Source organism: Lactovum miscens (assembly GCF_014202895.1).
GTDB lineage: Bacteria > Bacillota > Bacilli > Lactobacillales > Streptococcaceae > Lactovum > Lactovum miscens.
Map to the genome: position 1 here is coordinate 1 of NZ_JACHHV010000008.1, position 20,856 is coordinate 20,856.

The 20,856-nt window shown below is 38.4% G+C and carries 16 protein-coding genes and 1 pseudogene; 14 read left to right on the plus strand and 3 right to left on the minus strand.

All coding sequences use genetic code 11. The features are described from left to right. The 7 genes and pseudogenes from HNQ37_RS03240 to HNQ37_RS03270 form a co-directional block, all read left to right on the plus strand. A partial coding sequence (locus HNQ37_RS03240; protein ID WP_183539280.1) for an ISLre2 family transposase occupies window positions 1-999 on the plus strand: 999 nt, incomplete at its 5' end. Window positions 1,000-1,096: 97 nt separating this feature from the next. Then, complete coding sequence (locus tag HNQ37_RS03245; protein WP_183539282.1) at window positions 1,097-1,909, plus strand: HAD family hydrolase; 813 nt, start codon at window positions 1,097-1,099, stop codon at window positions 1,907-1,909. Window positions 1,910-2,035: 126 nt separating this feature from the next. Next, complete coding sequence (locus HNQ37_RS03250; RefSeq protein ID WP_183539284.1) at window positions 2,036-3,469, plus strand: 6-phospho-beta-glucosidase; 1,434 nt, start codon at window positions 2,036-2,038, stop codon at window positions 3,467-3,469. Between the two features lie 278 nt (window positions 3,470-3,747). Beyond that, window positions 3,748-4,257, plus strand: coding sequence for a 3'-5' exonuclease (locus HNQ37_RS03255; protein ID WP_183539286.1), 510 nt, complete (start codon window positions 3,748-3,750; stop codon window positions 4,255-4,257). Between the two features lie 232 nt (window positions 4,258-4,489). After that, window positions 4,490-5,341, plus strand: coding sequence for a Cof-type HAD-IIB family hydrolase (locus HNQ37_RS03260; protein ID WP_183539288.1), 852 nt, complete (start codon window positions 4,490-4,492; stop codon window positions 5,339-5,341). Between the two features lie 85 nt (window positions 5,342-5,426). Beyond that, a pseudogene (gene plsX / locus HNQ37_RS03265) lies at window positions 5,427-6,432 on the plus strand (phosphate acyltransferase PlsX). A gap of 166 nt (window positions 6,433-6,598) precedes the next feature. Further along, window positions 6,599-7,987 (plus strand): NAD-dependent succinate-semialdehyde dehydrogenase, encoded by a 1,389-nt coding sequence (locus HNQ37_RS03270; protein ID WP_183539290.1) that lies wholly within the window; start codon window positions 6,599-6,601, stop codon window positions 7,985-7,987. A 68-nt stretch (window positions 7,988-8,055) separates the two neighbouring features. Here the strand turns inward: HNQ37_RS03270 and HNQ37_RS03275 are convergent, their stop codons facing one another. From HNQ37_RS03275 to HNQ37_RS03285, 3 genes are all read right to left on the minus strand, one after another. Beyond that, entirely contained in the window at window positions 8,056-8,247 is a 192-nt protein-coding gene (locus tag HNQ37_RS03275) for a hypothetical protein (protein ID WP_183539372.1), read from the minus strand. Continuing rightward, window positions 8,247-9,731: a glucose-6-phosphate dehydrogenase gene (zwf, locus tag HNQ37_RS03280; protein WP_183539292.1), complete on the minus strand. Its 1,485-nt coding sequence runs from the start codon at window positions 9,729-9,731 to the stop codon at window positions 8,247-8,249. Before zwf ends, HNQ37_RS03275 begins: the two co-directional genes overlap by 1 nt. Window positions 9,732-9,859: 128 nt before the next feature. After that, window positions 9,860-10,489, minus strand: a complete 630-nt coding sequence (locus HNQ37_RS03285) for an NAD-dependent epimerase/dehydratase family protein (protein ID WP_183539294.1) — start codon at window positions 10,487-10,489, stop codon at window positions 9,860-9,862. A gap of 228 nt (window positions 10,490-10,717) precedes the next feature. Here HNQ37_RS03285 and HNQ37_RS03290 point away from each other — a divergent pair, with 228 nt between their 5' ends. The 7 genes from HNQ37_RS03290 (at window position 10,718) to HNQ37_RS03320 (ending at window position 20,836) form a co-directional block, all read left to right on the plus strand. Beyond that, the gene (locus HNQ37_RS03290) at window positions 10,718-13,351 is read left to right on the plus strand and encodes a sensor histidine kinase (RefSeq protein WP_183539296.1); all 2,634 of its coding nucleotides are present in this window, start codon (window positions 10,718-10,720) and stop codon (window positions 13,349-13,351) included. Continuing rightward, window positions 13,335-14,042, plus strand: a complete 708-nt coding sequence (locus HNQ37_RS03295; protein ID WP_183539298.1) for a response regulator — start codon at window positions 13,335-13,337, stop codon at window positions 14,040-14,042. Before HNQ37_RS03290 ends, HNQ37_RS03295 begins: the two co-directional genes overlap by 17 nt. Before the next feature lie 322 nt (window positions 14,043-14,364). Beyond that, window positions 14,365-14,445, plus strand: a complete 81-nt coding sequence (gene kdpF, locus HNQ37_RS08675; protein WP_183539368.1) for a K(+)-transporting ATPase subunit F — start codon at window positions 14,365-14,367, stop codon at window positions 14,443-14,445. A gap of 8 nt (window positions 14,446-14,453) precedes the next feature. After that, window positions 14,454-16,178: a potassium-transporting ATPase subunit KdpA gene (gene kdpA, locus HNQ37_RS03305; protein ID WP_183539300.1), complete on the plus strand. Its 1,725-nt coding sequence runs from the start codon at window positions 14,454-14,456 to the stop codon at window positions 16,176-16,178. 11 nt (window positions 16,179-16,189) lie between these two features. Next, window positions 16,190-18,319, plus strand: a complete 2,130-nt coding sequence (gene kdpB, locus HNQ37_RS03310; protein ID WP_183539301.1) for a potassium-transporting ATPase subunit KdpB — start codon at window positions 16,190-16,192, stop codon at window positions 18,317-18,319. An 11-nt stretch (window positions 18,320-18,330) separates the two neighbouring features. Continuing rightward, complete coding sequence (gene kdpC, locus HNQ37_RS03315) at window positions 18,331-18,954, plus strand: potassium-transporting ATPase subunit KdpC (RefSeq protein ID WP_183539302.1); 624 nt, start codon at window positions 18,331-18,333, stop codon at window positions 18,952-18,954. A 694-nt stretch (window positions 18,955-19,648) separates the two neighbouring features. Then, window positions 19,649-20,836, plus strand: coding sequence for a pyridoxal phosphate-dependent aminotransferase (locus HNQ37_RS03320; protein WP_183539303.1), 1,188 nt, complete (start codon window positions 19,649-19,651; stop codon window positions 20,834-20,836). Window positions 20,837-20,856 lie beyond the last annotated feature (20 nt).

The window sequence follows — 20,856 nt, forward strand, 5'->3', positions numbered from 1 at the left end:
GGTTTGGTTTCTCCCCTCACGATCAGTCACCAACAGCTCCAACAATTGGCGAAGCAAATAGGGCAAGAGATTGACCGCAATCAAAGCAATGCCTTAGCGAATGCGCCAACCTCAGGCACACGAAAAGTCAAGATTTTGTATCTGGAAGGGGATGCATTCTCTGTGGGAAAACAAGGCGGAGGGAACTTTTATCTTCACCGGCTTCAAGTCTGTGAAGGACGTCAAAAAGTGGGAAAACAGCGTACGAAGCTTCTCCACTACCAAGAATTCATTGATTTGGACCGAGAGAAAGCTTTTGAAGCGCTCGAAAATTATTTGGGTCAGACCTATGACTTACGTGAGACCGTAATTGTGAGCAACTCAGACGAAGGTTCAGGCTATCAGAAGAGCGACTTTGACAGCTTGTGTGGCGAAGCGTTCTGCCACGAGCACTTTGTGGATCGTTATCACGTGAACAAGAAGATCAAGGAACGCCTGAAGTTCGTGCCGGAATTGGTGAAGGACTTTCAAAAGGCGCTGTACGCTTACGCTTCTGAAAGCTTGGTTCCGCTTTATGAGACGATTGAGAGCTTGTGTGAAACACCAGAAGAACTTGAGAACCTGCACTTACTTCAAGCTTACATTAATCGCAATTGGCGCTCACTCAAGCCTTTCAAGCAACGTTCCCTTCTCAAAGATTTTGAGGCAGTCATTGGCACTTGTGAGAGTCACCATCGTCTCTATACTTATCGGATGAAGAAACAAGGCCGACGTTGGAGTGAAGCGGGGGCTCAGGCGATGGTTAAATTGCTCAGCGCACGCCGGAATCAAAACTTTAATGCCTACACAGATTATGACTTCCTTCCTGAAGTTGAGGTGCCTGTTTACGACTGGCACCACCTTTTTAGGACTTATCAGAAGCCAACTTCAGAGTTCAAGAAGGTGATGAAATGGGATTACCACTCACTTTACCAAGCACATCTTGGGCCTCAGGAGCTCAGGAGGAGCTTTAAAATATAAACAAAAATTCAGTTTTGAAGATTTACAGCCAATTATTTGACACTTACATAAGATTCTAAGATGATTCATTCATTCGGATAAATTGTTATAATCAAGTATGGATAAATACAAAAGAATTTTTGCGACTGATATGGATGGCACTTTTCTTCGTGATGATCGGACTTATGATTTGGAACGGTTAGAAAAGTTACTTGATAAGTTTGAAGAGAATCAGGCCTTGTTTGTCAGTTCTTCAGGGAGACAACTCTTGGCCCTCCACCAGGTCTTTTCACCAGTCAAAGATCGCATTGCTTACGTAGCTGAAAATGGTGGAGTGGTGGCAATTGGAGATGAGATAATTCATGCGGTTCGATTTGAAAAGGCTGAGATGGAGGAGTTGATGCGCCAACTACAAATTATGCCGTATAGTCCCATGGAATCATTTATAATTTCAGGTCTAAAAGGATCTTATGTTCCAATGACGGTTAACGAAAAATATTTTGAAGCTATTGGACTTTACTATCCAAATTGTCAAAAGGTTGACTCAATGAGTAAGCTAAATGATATTATGCTCAAGATATCAACACGTTTTCCAGAAGAACATCTTGAAGAAAGCATAATCTGGCTGAATGATAAGCTTCCTTTTGCACGGGCGACCTCATCAGGTTTTAACTCAATTGACATTATTCCAGCAGGAATTAGTAAAGCAACAGGTCTTGAAGTACTAGCGAATCACTTTGACTTAACTCTAGAAGACGCCACTGTTTTTGGTGACCAGATGAATGATTTTGAAATGCTTAGCCATGCTGGTACAGGAGTTGCTGTTGGCAATGCGACGGATAGGATAAGAGAAATAGCGGATTATGTTATCGGAACAAACGATGAGTCGGCAGTTCTAGCTGAGATGGAAAAACTTATTGAGAGCGCATAAACTTCCAAAAATGGAAGTTTTTATTTATTTCAGAAAAATGAAAGCGCTTGAAATAATATCTGTTTTTTTGGTAAAATTAAGTATCCTTTAGCTAACTAAAAGATAACTAAAAATTAAGGAGAAAAAATGCCATTTAAAAAAGATTTTTTATGGGGTGGTGCAACAGCAGCGAATCAGTGTGAGGGTGGTTTTGATCAAGATGGACGTGGCCTTGCTAATGTAGACCTAGTGCCACACGGGAAAGATCGCTGGCCGATCAGCTTAGGAGAAATGAAGCACTTAGAATTTGACGATGAACATTTTTATCCTGCAAAAAACGCAATTGATATGTATCATCATTGGCGGGAAGACTTAGCACTTTTTGCTGAAATGGGTTTCAAGACTTATCGTTTGAGCTTGGCTTGGACACGTATTTTCCCAAATGGAGATGAGACAAAGCCTAATGAAGCGGGTTTAAAGTTCTATGAAGATATTTTTAAGGAGTGCCATCGACTTGGAATTGAGCCTTTAGTTACTATTACGCATTTTGATTGTCCAGTTTATCTTATAAAAAATTACGGCGGTTGGAGAAACCGTAAGATGCTTGATTTTTATGAAAAATTGGTTCGCACTATTTTTACCCGGTATAAAGGTCTCGTTAAATACTGGTTGACTTTTAACGAAATAAACGTCCTGCTACATGCGCCATTTATGGGAGCCGGTATTGTTTTTGATGAGGGTGAAAATCATGATGAAGTGATTTACCACGCAGCTCATCATGAACTTTTAGCCTCAGCCATTGCGACAAAAATTGGTCACGAGATTGATGAAAATAACATGATAGGTTGTATGTTGGCAGCTGGAGATTTCTACCCATATGACTGTAAGCCTGAGAATGTCTTAAAGGCTCAAAAAGTTAATCGAGACAATCTTTTCTTTATTGATGTTCAGTCACGAGGAAAATATCCAAATTACCTTTTAAAAGAACTAGAACGGAAAGACATCCAGTTACCAATTGAAGAAGGAGATCTTGAGATTCTTGATGAAAATACAGTAGACTTCGTTTCTTTTAGTTACTATTCATCTAGAACAGCCAAAGCCCATGAAGAGAATGCAGATAAATCGGCTGGAAATATCTTTGATTCGGTAGCGAATCCTTATCTCAGTGCAAGTGAATGGGGTTGGCAAATTGATCCAGTTGGATTGCGTATTACGATGAACACACTCTATGATCGTTATCAAAAACCACTCTTTATTGTGGAAAATGGACTGGGAGCAAAAGATGTCCCAGATGAGAATGGGTATGTTGAAGATGACTATAGGATTGCTTACATGGCTGAACATATTTCCGAGATGAAGAAAGCAGTAGAACTTGATGGGGTCGATTTACTTGGTTACACTAGCTGGGGGTGTATTGACCTTGTATCGGCAAGTAGTGGAGAGATGAGTAAACGTTATGGTTTCATCTACGTGGATCGTGATGACTTCGGAAATGGTAGTCTCAAACGTACACCGAAGAAGTCTTTCAAATGGTATCAACAAGTTATTGCAAGCAATGGTGAGAACTTGGAAAATAAATAAACTTGAAAAGGAAGTTTAGGAAGGTATTCGGAAAAGTACTTTCCTTTTTGATTGGTAATTTTTTCAATATAAAATATTAAATTTTTAGGTTAGGGTTACCAGAGCAAGTTTTTTTATGTGCTATTGAGAACTTATCTTACCTTGATGAGCAATTATCTCGCGATAGTTCAATGTGAAAGAATATCTTTAAAGGATTCGCGAGAATAAATCTAAAGAATTCAATTTTCTAAAACGAGTTAATTGAAATTATTGCAAATAGATTCTGCTATAATAAAATTATGACGAAATCGACCTATATTGTTATGGATTTTGAAACTACAGGTTTTTCACCAAGTAACAATGAAATTATCCAGCTTGGAGCTGTTAAATTTGACGGAAAAAATGAAATTGCCCGTTTTAATCAATTAATAAAACCACAACGTTCGAGTTTAAGCCCTCAAATTACTAGATTAACGGGAATTGATGCAGGACATTTGGAAAGTCAACCCCTTCTTGATGAGGTGTTCGATGATTTTTTGAATTTTATTTCTGGTGAATTGATTGTTGGCCATAATATTGGTTTTGACATGAGTTTTCTTGACTACGAACTGGATCAACATCGTCGCCGCGAATTTTTTGAAACTTATGATACTGTAACAGGCGCAAAAAAAAAGATGCCTTTTTTGCAGAATTATAAGCTTTCAACTATCAAGTATTTCTTTGATATGAGGTTAAAATCACATGATGCATTAAATGACTGCTTGATTACAGCTAGACTCTATCAGTGGCTTGAATTGGAAGGTAATTAATGAAAATTAAAATTTGAGCTAAGTTTGTTCTTTAAGTATGCTTGTATCCGAGTGCTGTTTGAATTTAGTTAATCCTTCTCCAAAATCATTGGCCTTCCTTGCACAACATGCTTCGTAAAGCCAAAAATTGATTTGTTTTGAAAGCTCAGACATAAATTTAAAGTTCTTCTACCCAAGCTTAGTGATTGGACATTTGAATAAGTATTAATTAGTTAAAAATAGAGGAAGAGTAATGATTAATTTGATAGTCACAGATGTAGATGGAACACTAGCTTCTCATGAAGGTATTCCAGAGAGAAACCTAGAGGCAATTCGTTATGCACGTGCTAAAGGTGTTATGTTTGGGATTGCCACTGGGCGTGATTATGGTACATTATTAGAACGAACTGAACCTGCAAATTTAACAATGGACTGTGCAATTTTAGGGAATGGGGCACAATTTGTGAATGCCCGGGGTGAAGTCTTGAGTAGTGCTTATTTGGATAAAGAGTCTTTTATTCCGGTCACAGACATTCTTGAAAGTTTTGATCTTCCATATATGGTTTTTACAACAGACGGTTTTTACTCGGTTGACCCAGATGAAACCAAAAATCAGTTTGTGACACGTTCTGTACTTAAATTTGGGGCTAAACCAGAAGATTTTGAACAAGGTGGTAGCCTTTCGAAAATGGCCTGTGCAAACCTTAAGCCACTGGGCGATAAGCTAGAATTCTTAAAAAGAGATTTAGAAATCCTAAAAGTAGAATCATTTTCTAGGGAATTAGGACCAATTGAGCTAGGCAAAGAAAAATTGGCGAATTTAGAAGGGATTAGCTATCTTTCATCTTTTATGGATAATATTGAAATCACAGATCTTCATGCCCAGAAAGGCTTTATTCTTGAAGAGGCCATTGAAAGATTTGGTTTCAAAAAGGAAGAGGTCATGGTTCTGGGAGATGGCCTCAATGATAGTAGCCTATTTGATCTCTTTGAATATTCATTTGCACCAGCTAATGCCGAAGAAGAGATAAAAGCTAAAGCCTATAAAGTTGTTTCATCATGTGAAGAGGGAGCTGTGGCAGATGCAATCTATGAAATGATTTAATAAATAAAATGGCTAACAAATGTCTTTGAGACATTTTTTTAATATAATAGAAGTACTTAATAAGTGTAGAAATAGGGATATAACAATGAAAATAGCAATTGATGCCATGGGTGGCGATTTCGCGCCTGAGTCAGTGATTAAAGGTCTTAATCAAGCAAAAAAAGAACTTCAAGATACAGAATTTCTTATATTTGGTGATGAGACAAAGATTCGTGAACTTCTTGAAGATGAAAAAAACGTGACAATACTGCCAACAACCGAAATTGTTGATTTTCATGATGATCCTTTGCGCGTTGTAAAGACGAAAAAAGACTCCTCAATGGTTCGTGCCATTCATGCTGTTAATTCTGGGGAAGCAGATGCGATTGTGTCAGCAGGTTCAACAGGTGCTCTGCTCACAGCTGGTCTACTTCAAATTGGTCGTATTAAGAAAGTAGAACGTCCAGGTCTCTTGACAACTTTGCCGAGTACAGATGGAACAGGTTTTGATATGCTAGATTTAGGTGCAAACGCTGATAACAAGGCAGAGCATTTACGTGACTATGCTATCTTGGGAAGTTACTATGCGCAGCATGTTCGTGGCATCAAAAATCCCCGGGTGGCTCTCTTATCAAATGGTTCTGAAGAATCAAAAGGTTCTCAGATGATTAAAGAAGCACATGGAATGCTTAAAGAATTGGATCGACAGGGTCTAATAAATTTTGTCGGAAATACTGAGGCTCGTGACATTCTTGATGGAGTAGCAGATGTGATTGTTGCTGATGGCTTTACAGGTAATGCTGTTCTTAAAGCAATTGAAGGAACTCTATCAACTGTTTTCAAACTTCTAAAATCAACTATAAAAAATGGAAATTTAAAAACTAAAATTGGTGGTATTTTAATTAAAAATGATCTTTCATCGCTTAAGTCAATGGGCTCAAGTGCGGGGGGGGGCGGTTCTCTTTGGTCTTAAGGCTCCTTTGGTTAAGGCGCATGGTAACTCTACGCCTGAAGCGATATCAAGCGCAATTGTTCAAGCTCATAAAATGGTAGAGAGTGAAGTAGTGGGTAAACTTATAGCTTATTATGAGAACAACGGAGCAGACTTGTAATAAAAACGGAACCAAAAATAAACGAGTTGTTAAGACCCGTTTTTCTTTATCTATAATGAAATTGACATTTGAAAGCGCTCGCGTTAGAATTGTTGAACAGGCTCACATGTGTTTTTTCTTGTCTGCTTGCGTAAATGGTAAAATTTTAATTTTTAAGGAGAAGAAAATGACCTACGCAACTACAAACCCCTATACAGGTGAATTGGTAAAATCTTTCCCGGATGCAACAGATGCCGAGGTAAGTGTTATTTTAGATAAAGCTCAAGCTGCTTTTGAAGTTTGGAGTAAAACTGCAGTTTCAGAGCGGGTGAAAGTACTTCAGAAAGCTGCAGATTTGCTAAGAGCTCGTCATACAGAATTTGCAAAGCTCTTGACATTAGAGATGGGCAAATTGATTGGAGAGGCTGAAGGAGAAGTTGAATTGTCTGCGCAAATTCTGGAGTACTATGTAGAGAATGCGCAAGAGCTATTGAAACCACAAAAGCTGGTCAGTAAACATCCGTCATATATTGATAACTGGGTAGAATCTGTCCCTCTCGGTATTATTCTGACAATTGAACCATGGAATTTCCCATACTATCAAATCGTTCGGGTAGGAGCACCACAATTGGCGGCAGGAAATGTTATCTTATTAAAACATGCATCAAATGTGCCACAATGTGCGGCTGCTTTTGAAGAATTGTTCAGAGAAGCTGGCTTAGTTGAGGGTGGTTTTACAAACCTCTATGCAACACGTGATCAGTTGGATCAGATTATTAAAGATGTTCGTGTTCAAGGAATAGCCTTGACTGGTTCTGAGGGAGCAGGTGCAATTGTTGCCGCCCAAGCCGCTCGGGCCCTGAAAAAATCAACTATGGAGCTTGGAGGCGCGGACGCTTTTATTGTCCTCTCAGATGCAGATATTGATAAGACGGTTAATTGGGCAGTAACTGGACGTCATTGGAATGGTGGTCAGGTGTGCTGCTCATCGAAAAGAATCATCGTACTAGAAGATGTCTATGATGAATTTTTAAAGAAGTATAAGCAAGGTGTTGCCCAATTAAAAGCAGGTGATCCTTTAGATCCAACAACGACACTAGCACCGTTATCATCAACTGCCGCACGTGAAGAGCTTCAGCAACATTTGGATTTGGCCATTCAAAATGGAGCACAAGTTGAGATTATTGGTGCTGAAGTGCCGAGCCAAGGTTCTTTCTTCCAACCAATTCTTTTGAACATGACAGAGGACAATCCGGCCTATAGCTTAGAATTCTTTGGGCCAGTTTCACAAGTGATCCGAGTTAAGGATGAGGAAGAGGCCATACGCGTTGCTAATAACTCACCTTTTGGACTTGGTGGTTCAGTCTTCACTCAAGATATACAGCATGGTGTTGAAGTCGGACAAAAAATCTCGACAGGTATGGTTTATATAAATCATCCAACAGGAGTTGCAGCTGATTTACCTTTTGGAGGCATTCGTCGATCTGGTTATGGACGTGAACTGGTTGATTTGGGTATCAAAGAGTTTGTTAACCACAAACTGATTGCAGTAACAGATATTGATGGCGTGTTTTAAAATTAATGAATTTTTAAAAATGAAAAAAACTTCCAAGCCTGGAAGTTTTTTTCATTATCTTTTCATTTTTATTCGTTTTCTGATGGATTGACATAGGACTCAGCATACGTTTCAATATCGGCCATAAGCTGACTTTTCATTTTCTGAAATTCAGTCTCGGTAAATTGAGATTTGTTTGCTTTTAAATTCCAAAAAGGAATCGCCAATTCTTGACGCATGCGCATCTCAAAATCTTTGTGGTCAATCATATTTTCGATCATTATAACTTACCTCTTTTACGATACCATTCATCTGGTTTCCAGTTCCAACTGCGTCCATCTTTTTCTAGTAACTTGAAAGAGGCTATTGGTCCCATAGACCCAGCAGGGTATTCTGGTAGTTCAGAGCTATCACTGTCCCAAGCCTCACGAACAACATCAATCAGTTCCCAAGCTCGTTTAGCTTCTTCCCAATGTGAAAAGTTCATACTATTACCATTCAGGGCATCAAGGAACAGAGTTTCATAGGCTTCTGGAGAATTTCCAAAGTACTCAGCGTCATGTCGGAAAGCAAGTCGTAGAGGATCAATTTCAAAGCCTGATCCAGCCTGTTTTCCATTGACGGTCAGACTAAAACCTTCTGTTGGTTGAATATAAATAGTCAATACATTTTGTTGAACATTTTCAAAAAGTGGGTTACTTTCATTTTTAAAGACCACATTTATACGCGTTCCTTTTTCTGTCAAACGCTTACCTGAACGAACATAGAATGGCACACCAGCCCAACGTTCGTTGTCAATCAAAAATTTGCCAGCTACAAAGGTTTCAGTACGAGAGTCTTCTGCAACCTTTGGCTCAGAGCGATAGCCTATGAAGTCTTGACCGTCAAATTTAGCAGATACATACTGGCCTCGAATGAAGCTCTCCTTAGCTTCTTCATGACTGTATTTACGAATTGCTTGGAGAGCTTTAACCTTCTCTGCTAAAATAGAGTCTCCATCAAATTTGACTGGTTTTTCCATTGCAAGAAGGGATAAAACCTGCAAGACATGATTTTGAATCATATCTTTCAGGGCGCCAGAACCATCATAGTATCCACCGCGGTCTTCAACACCAATAGCCTCGGCAAAAGTGATTTGGATGTTATCAATATATTGATTGCTCCAGAGAGCTTCAAAAATTGGATTTGCGAAGCGTACAGCTGAAACAGATTGAATCATTTCCTTACCCAAGTAATGATCAATACGAAAAATTTGTGATTCATCAAAGACTTGACGTAGTGAATCATTAAGCTCTGTAGCAGTACTTAAGCTTTCGCCAAAAGGTTTCTCAATGACGATACGCTCAAATCCTTTTCCAGTCAAAACTTTCTCAGACTTTAAGTGTTGAGCAATGTTGCCAAAGAATCGAGGCGCCATGGCTAAGAAAAAAATTTGATTTCCTCTTGTTTGATATTGACTAGCTAATTTTTCACCGAGCACTTTTAAAGTGGCATAATGTCCACTATCAGATACATCATGACTTTGATAATAGAAATGATTAGTAAAGAGCTCAGCTTGACGTTTATCATTTGATAAACTTGAAATTGATGCGAGCACGATTTCGCGGTAGTAATCATCTGTCCAAGGGCGGCGGGCTGTTCCAATCACTGCAAAATTCTCAGCTAATTCACCGCGTTTAAACAAGCGGAAGAGTGAAGGGTACAATTTGCGGCTGGCTAAATCACCAGTGGCTCCAAAAATCGTAAATAAGACTTGTTTTTCCATAGCTAAATTATAACAGAATTTATTATGCACATAACAAATTTTTCTTGATATTTTTGTACTATTGTTACATAGAAGTCGATTTATCTGTTATTCGTTTGTTTGTCTTAAACACAAAAATTCTGAGTGCTCTAATAATTTCGCTTGGACAAATAAGAATTTTGTCCCTTCAAAATTTTGACAACTTCTTGGCTCAAAATTTTTCTTTGAATCGGAAGGTAGTCTTTAACAAGAATTTTGATTAATGGCCAATGATTGGCAAAAAGAATAAGCTGTGCGGTTGTCCAATTTCTTTGCTTTGGTTGATCATAGACAATCGTTGGATAGATTGCTTGTCCTCTATCTGCCAAAAAATCTATGATCTCCGTTTCAACTCTCAATTTTGCCTTAAAATAAGGAGAAATGAAGAATGGGATTTTCTTAGCAGAAACAAATATAAATTTCGGCTTTTGACATTTTGCAATAAAGTGAATCAGTTTGAGAGCAGGATTAATTGAGGCGCTTTGGTAGTTTTGTTTCTTGAAGGGGTTGGGTAAAAGAATACCAATACAATCAATGACCCAGTCAGCTTCCTTAACAGTAGTTTGCCAGCTTGTATCTTCAGTCACTGAAGATACAAGCCATTTGACATTTGGTAAAGTCTGGTATTTGTATTGCGGACGGCGAGAAATTACAACTATCTCAGCATTAGCTTCTTGAGATAAAGTTTTGACCAGGCTTTCGCCTATAAATCCGGAACCACCAAAAATTACGATTTTCATACTTGAAACCTTTCTTTAAAATTTGAAATATTAACAAGATATAACTATTTTTCTAATTTTTGAGTAAAATGGTAATAGATATAACAGCGTGAGTTACAGTTGATGTCCAATTATAGCATGCTAGTTAGCTCAAAAATCTTAGATTTTGCGAGAAGAGAATGAAATGTGTTATAAGTATGGTTACTAAATTAAGCTTAGAAATTGTTCAAGAGCTTATTGGAGGGAAAGATGCATCAAGGAAAATTAAGGATTTACTTTGGTTATGCCGCGGGTGTTGGAAAAACTTATGCTATGTTGCAAGGAGCCCAAGAAGCCAAGGCAAATGGAATTGAAGTTGTTCTAGGTTATATTGAGCCTCATGCCAGGCCAGAAACAAGCCAGTTGGCTTTAGGATTTGAGTCAATTTCGGCTAAAGAAATGACCTACAGAGGTTTAAGATTTTCTGAGTTTGATCTGGATGCCACTTTAAGGCGTAAACCTCAGTTGGTCTTAGTTGATGAATTGGCGCATAATAACGTAACTGGCTCACGTAATAAGAAACGTTTCCAAGACATCGAAGAGTTATTACGTGCTGGGATTGATGTTTATACGACTTTGAATGTTCAACATATTGAGAGCCTCATGGATCAAGTTCAACAAATTACGGATATTCAGGTCAATGAGAGAATTCCAGACTACGTTTTTAATGAGGCAGATCAAATCAAGCTGGTTGATATTGAGCCAGCCGATCTTTTGGAAAGGCTACACAAGGGAAAAATATATAACAAAGTCCAAGCTGAACGGGCTTTAAATAACTTCTTTACACTTGAAAAACTTTTTGCTCTCCGTGAAATTGCTTTGCTTAAAACGGCTGATCAGGTCAATAATTTGGCTAATAAGCAACAAGTTGATGCTAAAGTAGGCTTTGCCAAAGAACAGATTCTAGTTTGTGTCTCCTCCTCACCTTCTTCGCCAATTGTCATTCGAGCAGCAGTAAGATTAGCAGCCGCTTTTAAGGCTGAATTGACAGCCCTTTATGTGAGTGAAGAGGGCGATGAAAGTTTAAGCCATGAAGAGAGAAAAAGTTTACGACAGAACTTGAGACTGGCTGAGCAACTTGGAGCTAAAGTTTCAGTTGTCTATGGGACAGGGTTGGCTGAGCAAATTTCAGAATACGCAAAAACGAGTCATATTACGAAACTAGTCATTGGGAAAACACCTGAGAAACGTAATTTTGGCGGGGTAAGCTTTATTGATAAGTTGGGACAATTGGCGCCAGAGCTGGATATTTATATTATTCCATATACTAAAGCTGGATACCAGAATTTTTCTAGAATAAGAAAGTTTCCCACAATTCACTTTACCTTTAGCGACCTTTTTAAGACGATTATGGTCTTATTTGCCTGTACTCTGGTTGGCCTGATTTTCGATTATTGGAAGTTTAATGTTTCAAATATTATTACAATCTATATTTTGGGTGTACAGATCAACGCGGTAATCACTCGTGGGCGAATTTTCAGTGTAATTTCCTCAGTGTTATCTGTTCTTTGTTTTAACTATTTCTTTACTGTCCCTTATTTTTCATTCGAAGTCTTTAATAATAGCTATCCGGTGACCTTTGCCATCATGTTGACAGCCGGGTTGATCACCTCGACCCTGATTAAGCGAATTCAAAATCAGGTAAAGATGAACGCAGAAAAATCTTACCGAACTGAACTCCTACTTCAAGCCAATAAAGATTTACAAATTCCAGAGAGTGTTCCTGAAATTTTGAGTGCAACAGCTAGATCCCTTACTCATTTACTTGAGAAAGACGTGGTGGTTTATCCTGTTGAAAATGAAGTCTTGCAAAATGCGGTCTTTTTTCCAGCAACTCAGTCGAATCAAACTTTGGAAACTTATCAGCGTTTGAAGGAAAATGGTGTTGCCGACTGGGTACTTCACAACAACAAAAGGGCTGGGGCAACAACCAATACTTTGTCTGCCTCAAAATATCTCTATCTCTCAGTTCGCCTCAAAAACAGAATTTTCGCCATTATTGGTGTTTCCATGCTAGATGGAAAAGAGATTGAACCCTTTGAAAAAAGTGTGTTTTTGTCTATTTTAGGTGAAGCAGGTCTAGCTCTTGAGAAAGAAGTTCTCCGCTCTGAGCAGCAACAAACAGTTATCGAAATGAAGCAAGAACAGCTGCGCGCCAATCTCTTGCGGGCTATTTCTCATGACTTACGAAGTCCTCTGACCAGTATCTCTGGAAATGCTAAACTATTGATGGAGAATCGCAATTCTTTCAATGAGCCAAGAAAGTTAGAGCTTTATTCTTATATTTATGACGATTCCATGTGGCTGATTAGCTTAATTGAAAACCTTCTCGCTGTCACGAAATTAGAAAGTAATGTGGCTTTAAACCTTCAGGTTAATAGCATAGAAGAAGCTATTACTGAAGCCTTGAAACATGTGGACCGTCATATTAATGAACATCAGTTAAAAACAATTCTGTCGGATGAGGTACTTTTTGCTAAAATGGATAGTGCCTTGATTGTACAGGTGATTATTAATATCGTAAATAATGCAATTAAATATACGCCAAAAGGTTCAACAATTACATTGATGGCTGAAAGACTGAAAAACAGTATTCAAGTAGAAATCGCTGATGATGGAGAGGGAATTTCAGATGTGGCTAAGACAAAGATTTTTGATCTCTTCTATACTGCTGATAAGAATCCAGACTCAAAACGCGGACTTGGAATTGGTTTATCACTTTGTAAAACTATTATAAATTCACATAGTGGAGAGATTTATGTGAAGGATAATAAACCAAAAGGAACAATTATTGGTTTCAACTTGCCGCTAGTGGAGGTGGATATAAATGGCTGGAAAAGCTAATATCATAATATGTGAAGATGATCCTTCAATCAATAAATTATTGAGTGTGACAATGGAAGTCGAAGGCTACGATTATCGATCAACTAAAACCGGGAAACAATGTCTTCATGAAATTGTTTCTAAGTTACCAGACATTTTACTTCTAGACATGGGGCTACCAGATATGGATGGAGTGGAAATTATTGAAAAGGTTCGTGGTTTTTCTAACCTCCCAATTATTGTGATTAGTGCACGTGGTGAAGATTCAGACAAGATTCAGGCTCTTGATGCGGGAGCAGATGATTATTTGACCAAACCTTTCTCTACAGATGAACTATTGGCTCGCTTACGGGTCAATCAAAGAAGGCAAGAGAGATTTGGACAGATGTCACAGGTTGAAGAAGAGAGTCAAATCTTCGAAAATGGCTGGCTAAGGATTGATTTTGATGGTGGTTCCGTCTTCGTGCAAGATAAAGAAATTCATCTGACACCGATTGAATATAAACTGCTTTGTCTTCTTGCTAACAATTTAAATCGAGTTTTGACTTATCACTTTATTACCAAGGAGATTTGGGGCTACAACGATTATGATTTTGCAGCTCTGCGTGTTTTTGCGACAACTCTCCGCAAGAAAATTGAGATTGACCCCTCAAATCCACAATTGATTCAAACTCATATCGGAGTTGGCTATCGTATGAACAGAATTGATTAAACAAAAAATTTAAATTTTGAGTACCATTTTTAAATGGTGCTTTTTTATTTCAGTTTGTGAAAATAAACTTCCTTCAAGGAGGCTGTAGACCATATAAAAAAGGTGAGAACGCCATGATCTGGACTTTAATGGAATCTTAATATCCAACCCAAAATCTTAATACTTTCTTAATATTTTTTCTGTTAAAATGATTTTCCAATGGAGGAAGAAAAATGATGGATTTCATAATGTTAATAAGTTTAATTGTCTGCGCTACCTTGTTGTTACTTTTGATTAATTGGTGTGATATGCAGATTAAAGAAGAAGGTTAGGTTTAAAAATGATGTATGCAATTTTGGGAATTATTATTGTTTTGCTCGCAGCGTATTTAGTCTATGCACTGATTCATCCAGATAAATTTTAGGAGGAAATATGTTACAAATTGTTCTGGTTATTGTCATTGGCGTCCTCTTCATGATACCAACAGGTAAATACCTTTATCATATCGCTACTGAACAACATACTTTTGCCGATCCTGTCTTTGATAAAATTGATGGATTTATTTATAAACTGATTAGCTTGAAAAAAATTAAAATGTCTTGGAAAAAATATGCTGTTGCTTTGGTTTTGACCAATTTTGCGATGGTTTTTATTGGCTACCTCATCTTGCGTATTCAAGCCCTTCCAATTTTTAATCCTAATCATATTGCTGGCATGGAGCCTTCACTTGGCTTTAACACTGTGATTTCATTTATTACGAACACTGACTTACAAGATTACGCGGGTGAAACTGGGTTGTCTTATTTGAGCCAAATGGTTGTGATTACCTTTATGATGTTCACTTCAGCAGCATCTGGTTTTGCAGCGGCAATGGCCTTCATCCGTGCCCTGTCTGGAAAGTTCTCAGATATGGGAAACTTCTACGTTGACTTTGTTAGAATTATCACCCGAGTTCTTTTACCTTTTTCAATTATCGGTGCTTTAATTCTTATCTCACAAGGTGTGCCCCAAACCCTGATGCATAACTTGACGGTTACAACGATTGAAGGAAAATTTCAAGATATCCCCATGGGACCTGTGGCCACACTTGAAATCATCAAACATTTAGGTACTAATGGCGGTGGTTTCTTTGGGGCCAACTCAGCCATGCCTTTTGAAAATCCAAGTGTCTTTACTAACATTATAGAAATGCTTTCAATGATGCTCTTACCTGGTTCAGTCCTCTTCGCCTTCGGTCACATGATGGTTGAAAATAAATTTGTAAAAAATCAAGGACTCAAGAATAAAAAAGAGAAGAAAATCTGGCTCGGACGCCAGGCGCGTCCTATTTTCATCGTGATGGCGATTCTATTTGTGCTTGGCTTGGCTGTGATTCTTTGGTCAGAATCGAAAGGAAATCCAATTTTGGCCCACCTTGGATTGAACCAATCAATGGGTAGCATGGAAGGCAAAGAAAGTCGCTTTGGTGTGAATATGTCTGGTTTGTTTACTGAAATCACTACCGCCTTTACGACAGGTTCTGTAAATAATATGCATGATACGCTGACACCATTGTCTGGTGGTATTGCTATGATCAACATGATGTTAAATGTGGTCTTTGGTGGCAAGGGAGTGGGTCTCATGAACATGATCCTTTATGTTATCCTGAGCGTCTTCATCTGTGGACTCATGATTGGACGGACACCAGTTTATCTTGGCAAGAAGATTGAAGGCAAAGAAATGAAGTTGACCGCACTAGGAATCATCGTTCATCCCTTGATTATCTTAGCTTTCTCGGCTCTGGCTATTTCAGTCTCAGCTGGGCTTGCAGGGATCACAAACCCGGGCTTCCACGGTCTATCACAAGTAGTCTATCAATATGCCTCCTCTTCCGCCAATAACGGTTCTGGGTTTGAAGGCATGAAAGATAATACAATCTTTTGGAATGTGACAACTGGCCTAGCAATGTTCTTTGGCCGTTATGTCACAATGATCATCCAACTTGCGATTGCAGCTTCATTAATGGCAAAGCCAAAAGTAAATGAATCTTTAGGTACTCTGAAGACGGATACAGCTACATTTACTATTGTTCTCTTCGTCGTTGTTCTCGTGATTTCGGCTTTGACTTTCTTACCAGTGCTTGTCCTTGGCCCTATTTCTGAATTTTTAACTATGTGAGGGTGTGAGTTATGCGTACAAATAATAAAAAAATGTTGAATCAGAAGATTCTTCAAAGCTCTTTAAAAGGGGCGATTTTAAAACTAAATCCAGCTTACATGATTAAAAATCCAGTTATGTTCGTCGTGGAAGTCGGTTTTCTGATTACCTTAGTCTTATCTATTTTCCCAGCTCTCTTTGGTCCAGTAGCCACTTCAATCCGAATTTACAATATTATTGTAACTATGATTTTGCTCTTGACCATTCTCTTTGCTAACTTTGCCGAGTCGATCGCGGAAGGTCGTGGGAAAGCTCAAGCCGAAAGCTTGAAAAAAACTCAAAAGAGTATGACAGCACGCTTGGTCGAATCAGCCAACGTTAAACCATCTGATATCAAAGTGCTTATGTCAGTTCAAGATTTTGCGAATGATTTAGAACTGAAACATCAGAATGAGGAGGGCCGCATCATTGATGCTTCCGACTTGAAAAAAGGTGACGTTGTTCTTGTAAAAGCTGGTGAATTGATTCCAAATGATGGTGAGGTTGTCGAAGGTATTGCCTCAGTTGATGAGTCAGCCATTACTGGTGAATCTGCTCCTGTCATCAAAGAATCAGGAGGTGACTTTGCCTCAGTGACTGGTGGTACAACGGTTTCCAGTGACTGGTTGAAAATTAAAATCACTTCAAATGCTGGTGAATCCTTCTTGGATAAAATGATTTCACTGGTTGAAGGTGCTTCTCGTAAAAAAACTCCGAACGAAATTGCCTTGAATACTTTGTTGGTAAGCTTAACCATTATTTTCTTGATTGTTATCGTGACCCTTTATCCAATTGCGGCTTATGTGCATGTACAATTAGCCGTTCCAACTTTAATTGCTCTGACCGTCTGTTTGATTCCAACTACGATTGGTGGACTCTTGTCCGCTATTGGCATTGCCGGTATGGATCGTGTCACTCGCTTTAATGTGATTGCTATGTCAGGTAAAGCGGTGGAAGCTTCTGGTGACGTTGATACCATGATTCTTGATAAAACAGGTACGATTACTTATGGTAACCGCATGGCGGCTAAGTTTCAGTCTGTTTCAGGTGTGGATATTTCAGAATTGATTGATAATGCAGTTTTAACTTCATTACAAGATGAAACGCCTGAAGGTAAATCAATTGTCAAACTCGCCAATGAAGAACGGGGAGAGGGAGGCGAGATTCCAGAAGCCATGAACTTTGTTGAGTTTACTGCTCAAACTCGTATGAGTGGTGTTGATTTAAATAATGGCACAGTTATCCGTAAGGGAGCCACTGATGCAATCATCGCCCATATCGAAAAGCTTGGCGGACATATTCCAACAGATCTCAAGGCAATTACTGACGAGATTTCATCTGTTGGCGGTACGCCATTGACAGTGACACGTAATGAAAAAATTCTTGGGGTTATTTATCTAAAAGATACAATTAAACCTGGTCTGGTTATTCGATTCGCTCGTCTCCGTGAGATGGGGATTAAAACCATTATGTGCACGGGTGATAATCCTTTGACAGCTGCAACGATCGCTCAAGAAGCTGGAGTGGATAGCTTTATCGCAGAATGCAAACCAGAAGATAAGATTATTGCGATTAAAAAAGAACAAGCCCAAGGTAAAGTTGTGGCTATGACAGGTGATGGCACCAATGATGCCCCTGCTCTTGCTCAAGCCGATGTCGGTATCGCTATGAACTCCGGTACTAGCGCAGCTAAGGAGGCTGCCAATATGGTCGATCTTGACTCTGATCCAACTAAGATTCTTGATATTGTTGAGATTGGTAAACAACTCTTGATTACACGTGGTGCTTTAACCACTTTCTCAATTGCCAATGATATTGCAAAATATTTTGCAATTATTCCAGCCATGTTTATGTTGGCCATTCCTCAGATAAAGATTTTGAATGTTATGGGTTTAGCAACTCCTTCAAGTGCAATTTTGTCAGCTCTGATCTTTAACGCCATCATCATTCCAATCTTAATTCCACTTGCTATGAAAGGTGTGAAGTACAAACCTCAACGTTCAGAAAAAATGTTGGCGCATAATATGTTGGTTTACGGATTGGGTGGTGTGATTGCCCCGTTTATAGGTATCAAGTTTATTGACCTTGTGATTGCGCCATTATTGCATGTGATTGGCTTGTAAAAGGAGAAATGATGAAAAAGTTACTATTTGAATTAAAAACCCCATTTTTGATTACTATCGTCTTTATCGTAATCTGTGGTCTCTTTTACCCTTTACTTATGACGGGTTTAGGACAAGCAATTTTTCCGTCACAATCAAATGGTAGTTTGATTAAGGTTGATGGTAAAGTAGTGGGTTCAAGCTTGATTGGTCAGAAATTTACTGATGTGCGCTTTATGAAGGCACGTCCTTCAGCGGTTAACTACAATACTTACACAATAGCTGATAAGGCCAATGGAATTTATACAAGTGTGGCTACAGGCTCTGCCAATTTATCACCAAGTAACCCTACACTTAAGGTACGTGTAGAGTCAGACTTGAAGACCTTCTTAAAAGCCAATCCAACAGTCTCGCCTAAAGCCATTCCGGATGATCTTTTGACGGCTTCTGGATCGGGACTTGATCCTCAAATCAGCCCTACCAGCGCCGAGATTCAAGTTCCAGCATTATCTGAAGCAACAGGGTTGAGTAAAGCTGATTTGAATAAGATGATTCAAAAGAATACGCAACAAAAGTTATTTGGCTTCATTGGAGAAAATACCGTCAATGTACTTGGAGTCAATATTGACATTGCCAAAGCACTTGGCCTAAATTAAAAATAAAAATAACTGAAGTAATATGATTTTGCTTGAGTTATTTTCAATTAAGCAAAAATTCTAAAAAAAAGTCCTATCAAGAAGAGGTCGATGATTTCATTTACCAAGTATATTCCGCTAAGTCTTTTCATTGACTGTTATATCTAGAATGCAAGGTTGATTGTCGTCCAACAGAATAAAAGGCAAGTTCCTTAAGAAAGCCAATTGTATAGTAATAATAAGAGTGTTGGCGCCAAAAGTTTTCATAATTACCGTATGAAAACTGATTACGTTCTGCAGGAGCTCAATTGACATTAAGACATTGGCAAAGGTGATTCCATCAAAAGTGAAGAAAATTTCAGAGATTGTTATTTTCTTTTTTTTTCATACTATCAGACTCAGAAGTCCAAAATCTTCCCCCAATCGTTCATTGAATAGTATTATAAAGTAAGCTTGCTTCAATGATGGCCAAAGGTATCAAAAATATTTGCTGCCTAATTAAACATATTTTCTCCTTATAAAATTTGTGTGGATAACAGGCAGTACTGGTGCTAAATACCACTATAGTAGTACAAAAAGATTTGTAAAATAGAGGTCTTAATAACCTGAATGATAGTTCTTTTTGTAAAAGGCCAGTTGGTCTCAAGCCTAGGAAATTAATGTCAAAAATGATATACTGCAAGGGATACGAACGGCATAGAAGGAGTGCTTAAAATTGATTTCATTTTCAAAAAGAACGAACTATCTCTCGGATTCTCCAACTTTACAGCTGAATGACCGAATTGCCTCACTGAAGGATCAAGGGCGAGATATTATTAACCTCACAGTAGGGGAACCCAATTTTTATGAACCTGAACAAGCAAGTGAAGCGGCTATTGAAGCAATAAACACCCACTTTACTCATTACACGAATTCTTCAGGAATTTTACCCTTACGTCAAAATATTTGTGAAAAGCTCCTTATCGAGAATGGCTTGGAATATGCACCGGGACAAATAACAGTGTCTACTGGTGGAAAACAAGCTTTATACAATACCCTAGCTGTTTTAGTCAACGAAGGGGATGAAATCATTTTGCCAACACCGGCTTGGCCAAGTTATGAGGCACAGATTAGATTAGTCGGTGGGGTGCCTCATTTTATTCAATTGGATGAAACAACTAAGTTTAAACTGACTCCTAAATTGTTGGAAGCGGCAATTTCCAAAAAAAGTAAGATCTTAATGCTAAATAGTCCGTCAAATCCAACAGGTGCAACCTATTCCAAAGGAGAGTTGGAAGAACTAGCACCTATTATTGAGAAACATGAATTAATTGTCATTAGCGATGAAATTTATGAACGTCTTGTTTATGAAATGGAATTTGTTTCAATTGCCACTCTTTCAGAATACTTAAAAGAAAATACCATAGTGATTAATGGCTTTTCAAAGGCTTTTGGTATGACTGGCTGGCGTGTTGGCTATTCGGCTGCGCCAAAGGTTATCGCAAAGCAAATTGCCGCATTTCAGAGTCAAATTACAGCGAGCGTTTCCTCTGTTTCTCAGAAAGCTGCAGAGCAAGCCATTCTGAATTTTGATAGTTCTCATGTTGATAGACTTAAATTCTGTCAAGACAGTCTAATTACTGATATAAGACAGACTGAGCTAGATTTAAGAATTATTCCAGATGGAAGTTTTTACCTTTTTCCAAATATCAAACCTGTATTGTCAAAGACCTATTTTGGTAAAATTATAAATAGTGACCTTGATTTTTGTAGCCTTTTACTTGATAAAGTGGGACTAGCTATTACACCAGGGTCCTTCTTCAATGCACCTAACAATGTGCGAATTTCTTATGCTAAGTCGCTTGAAGAAATTCAAGAAGCGGGGAAAAGACTTCGCTCCTTCTTTTCGGGAGCAGAAGCTTAACTGAAGGTAATTTATGAGGA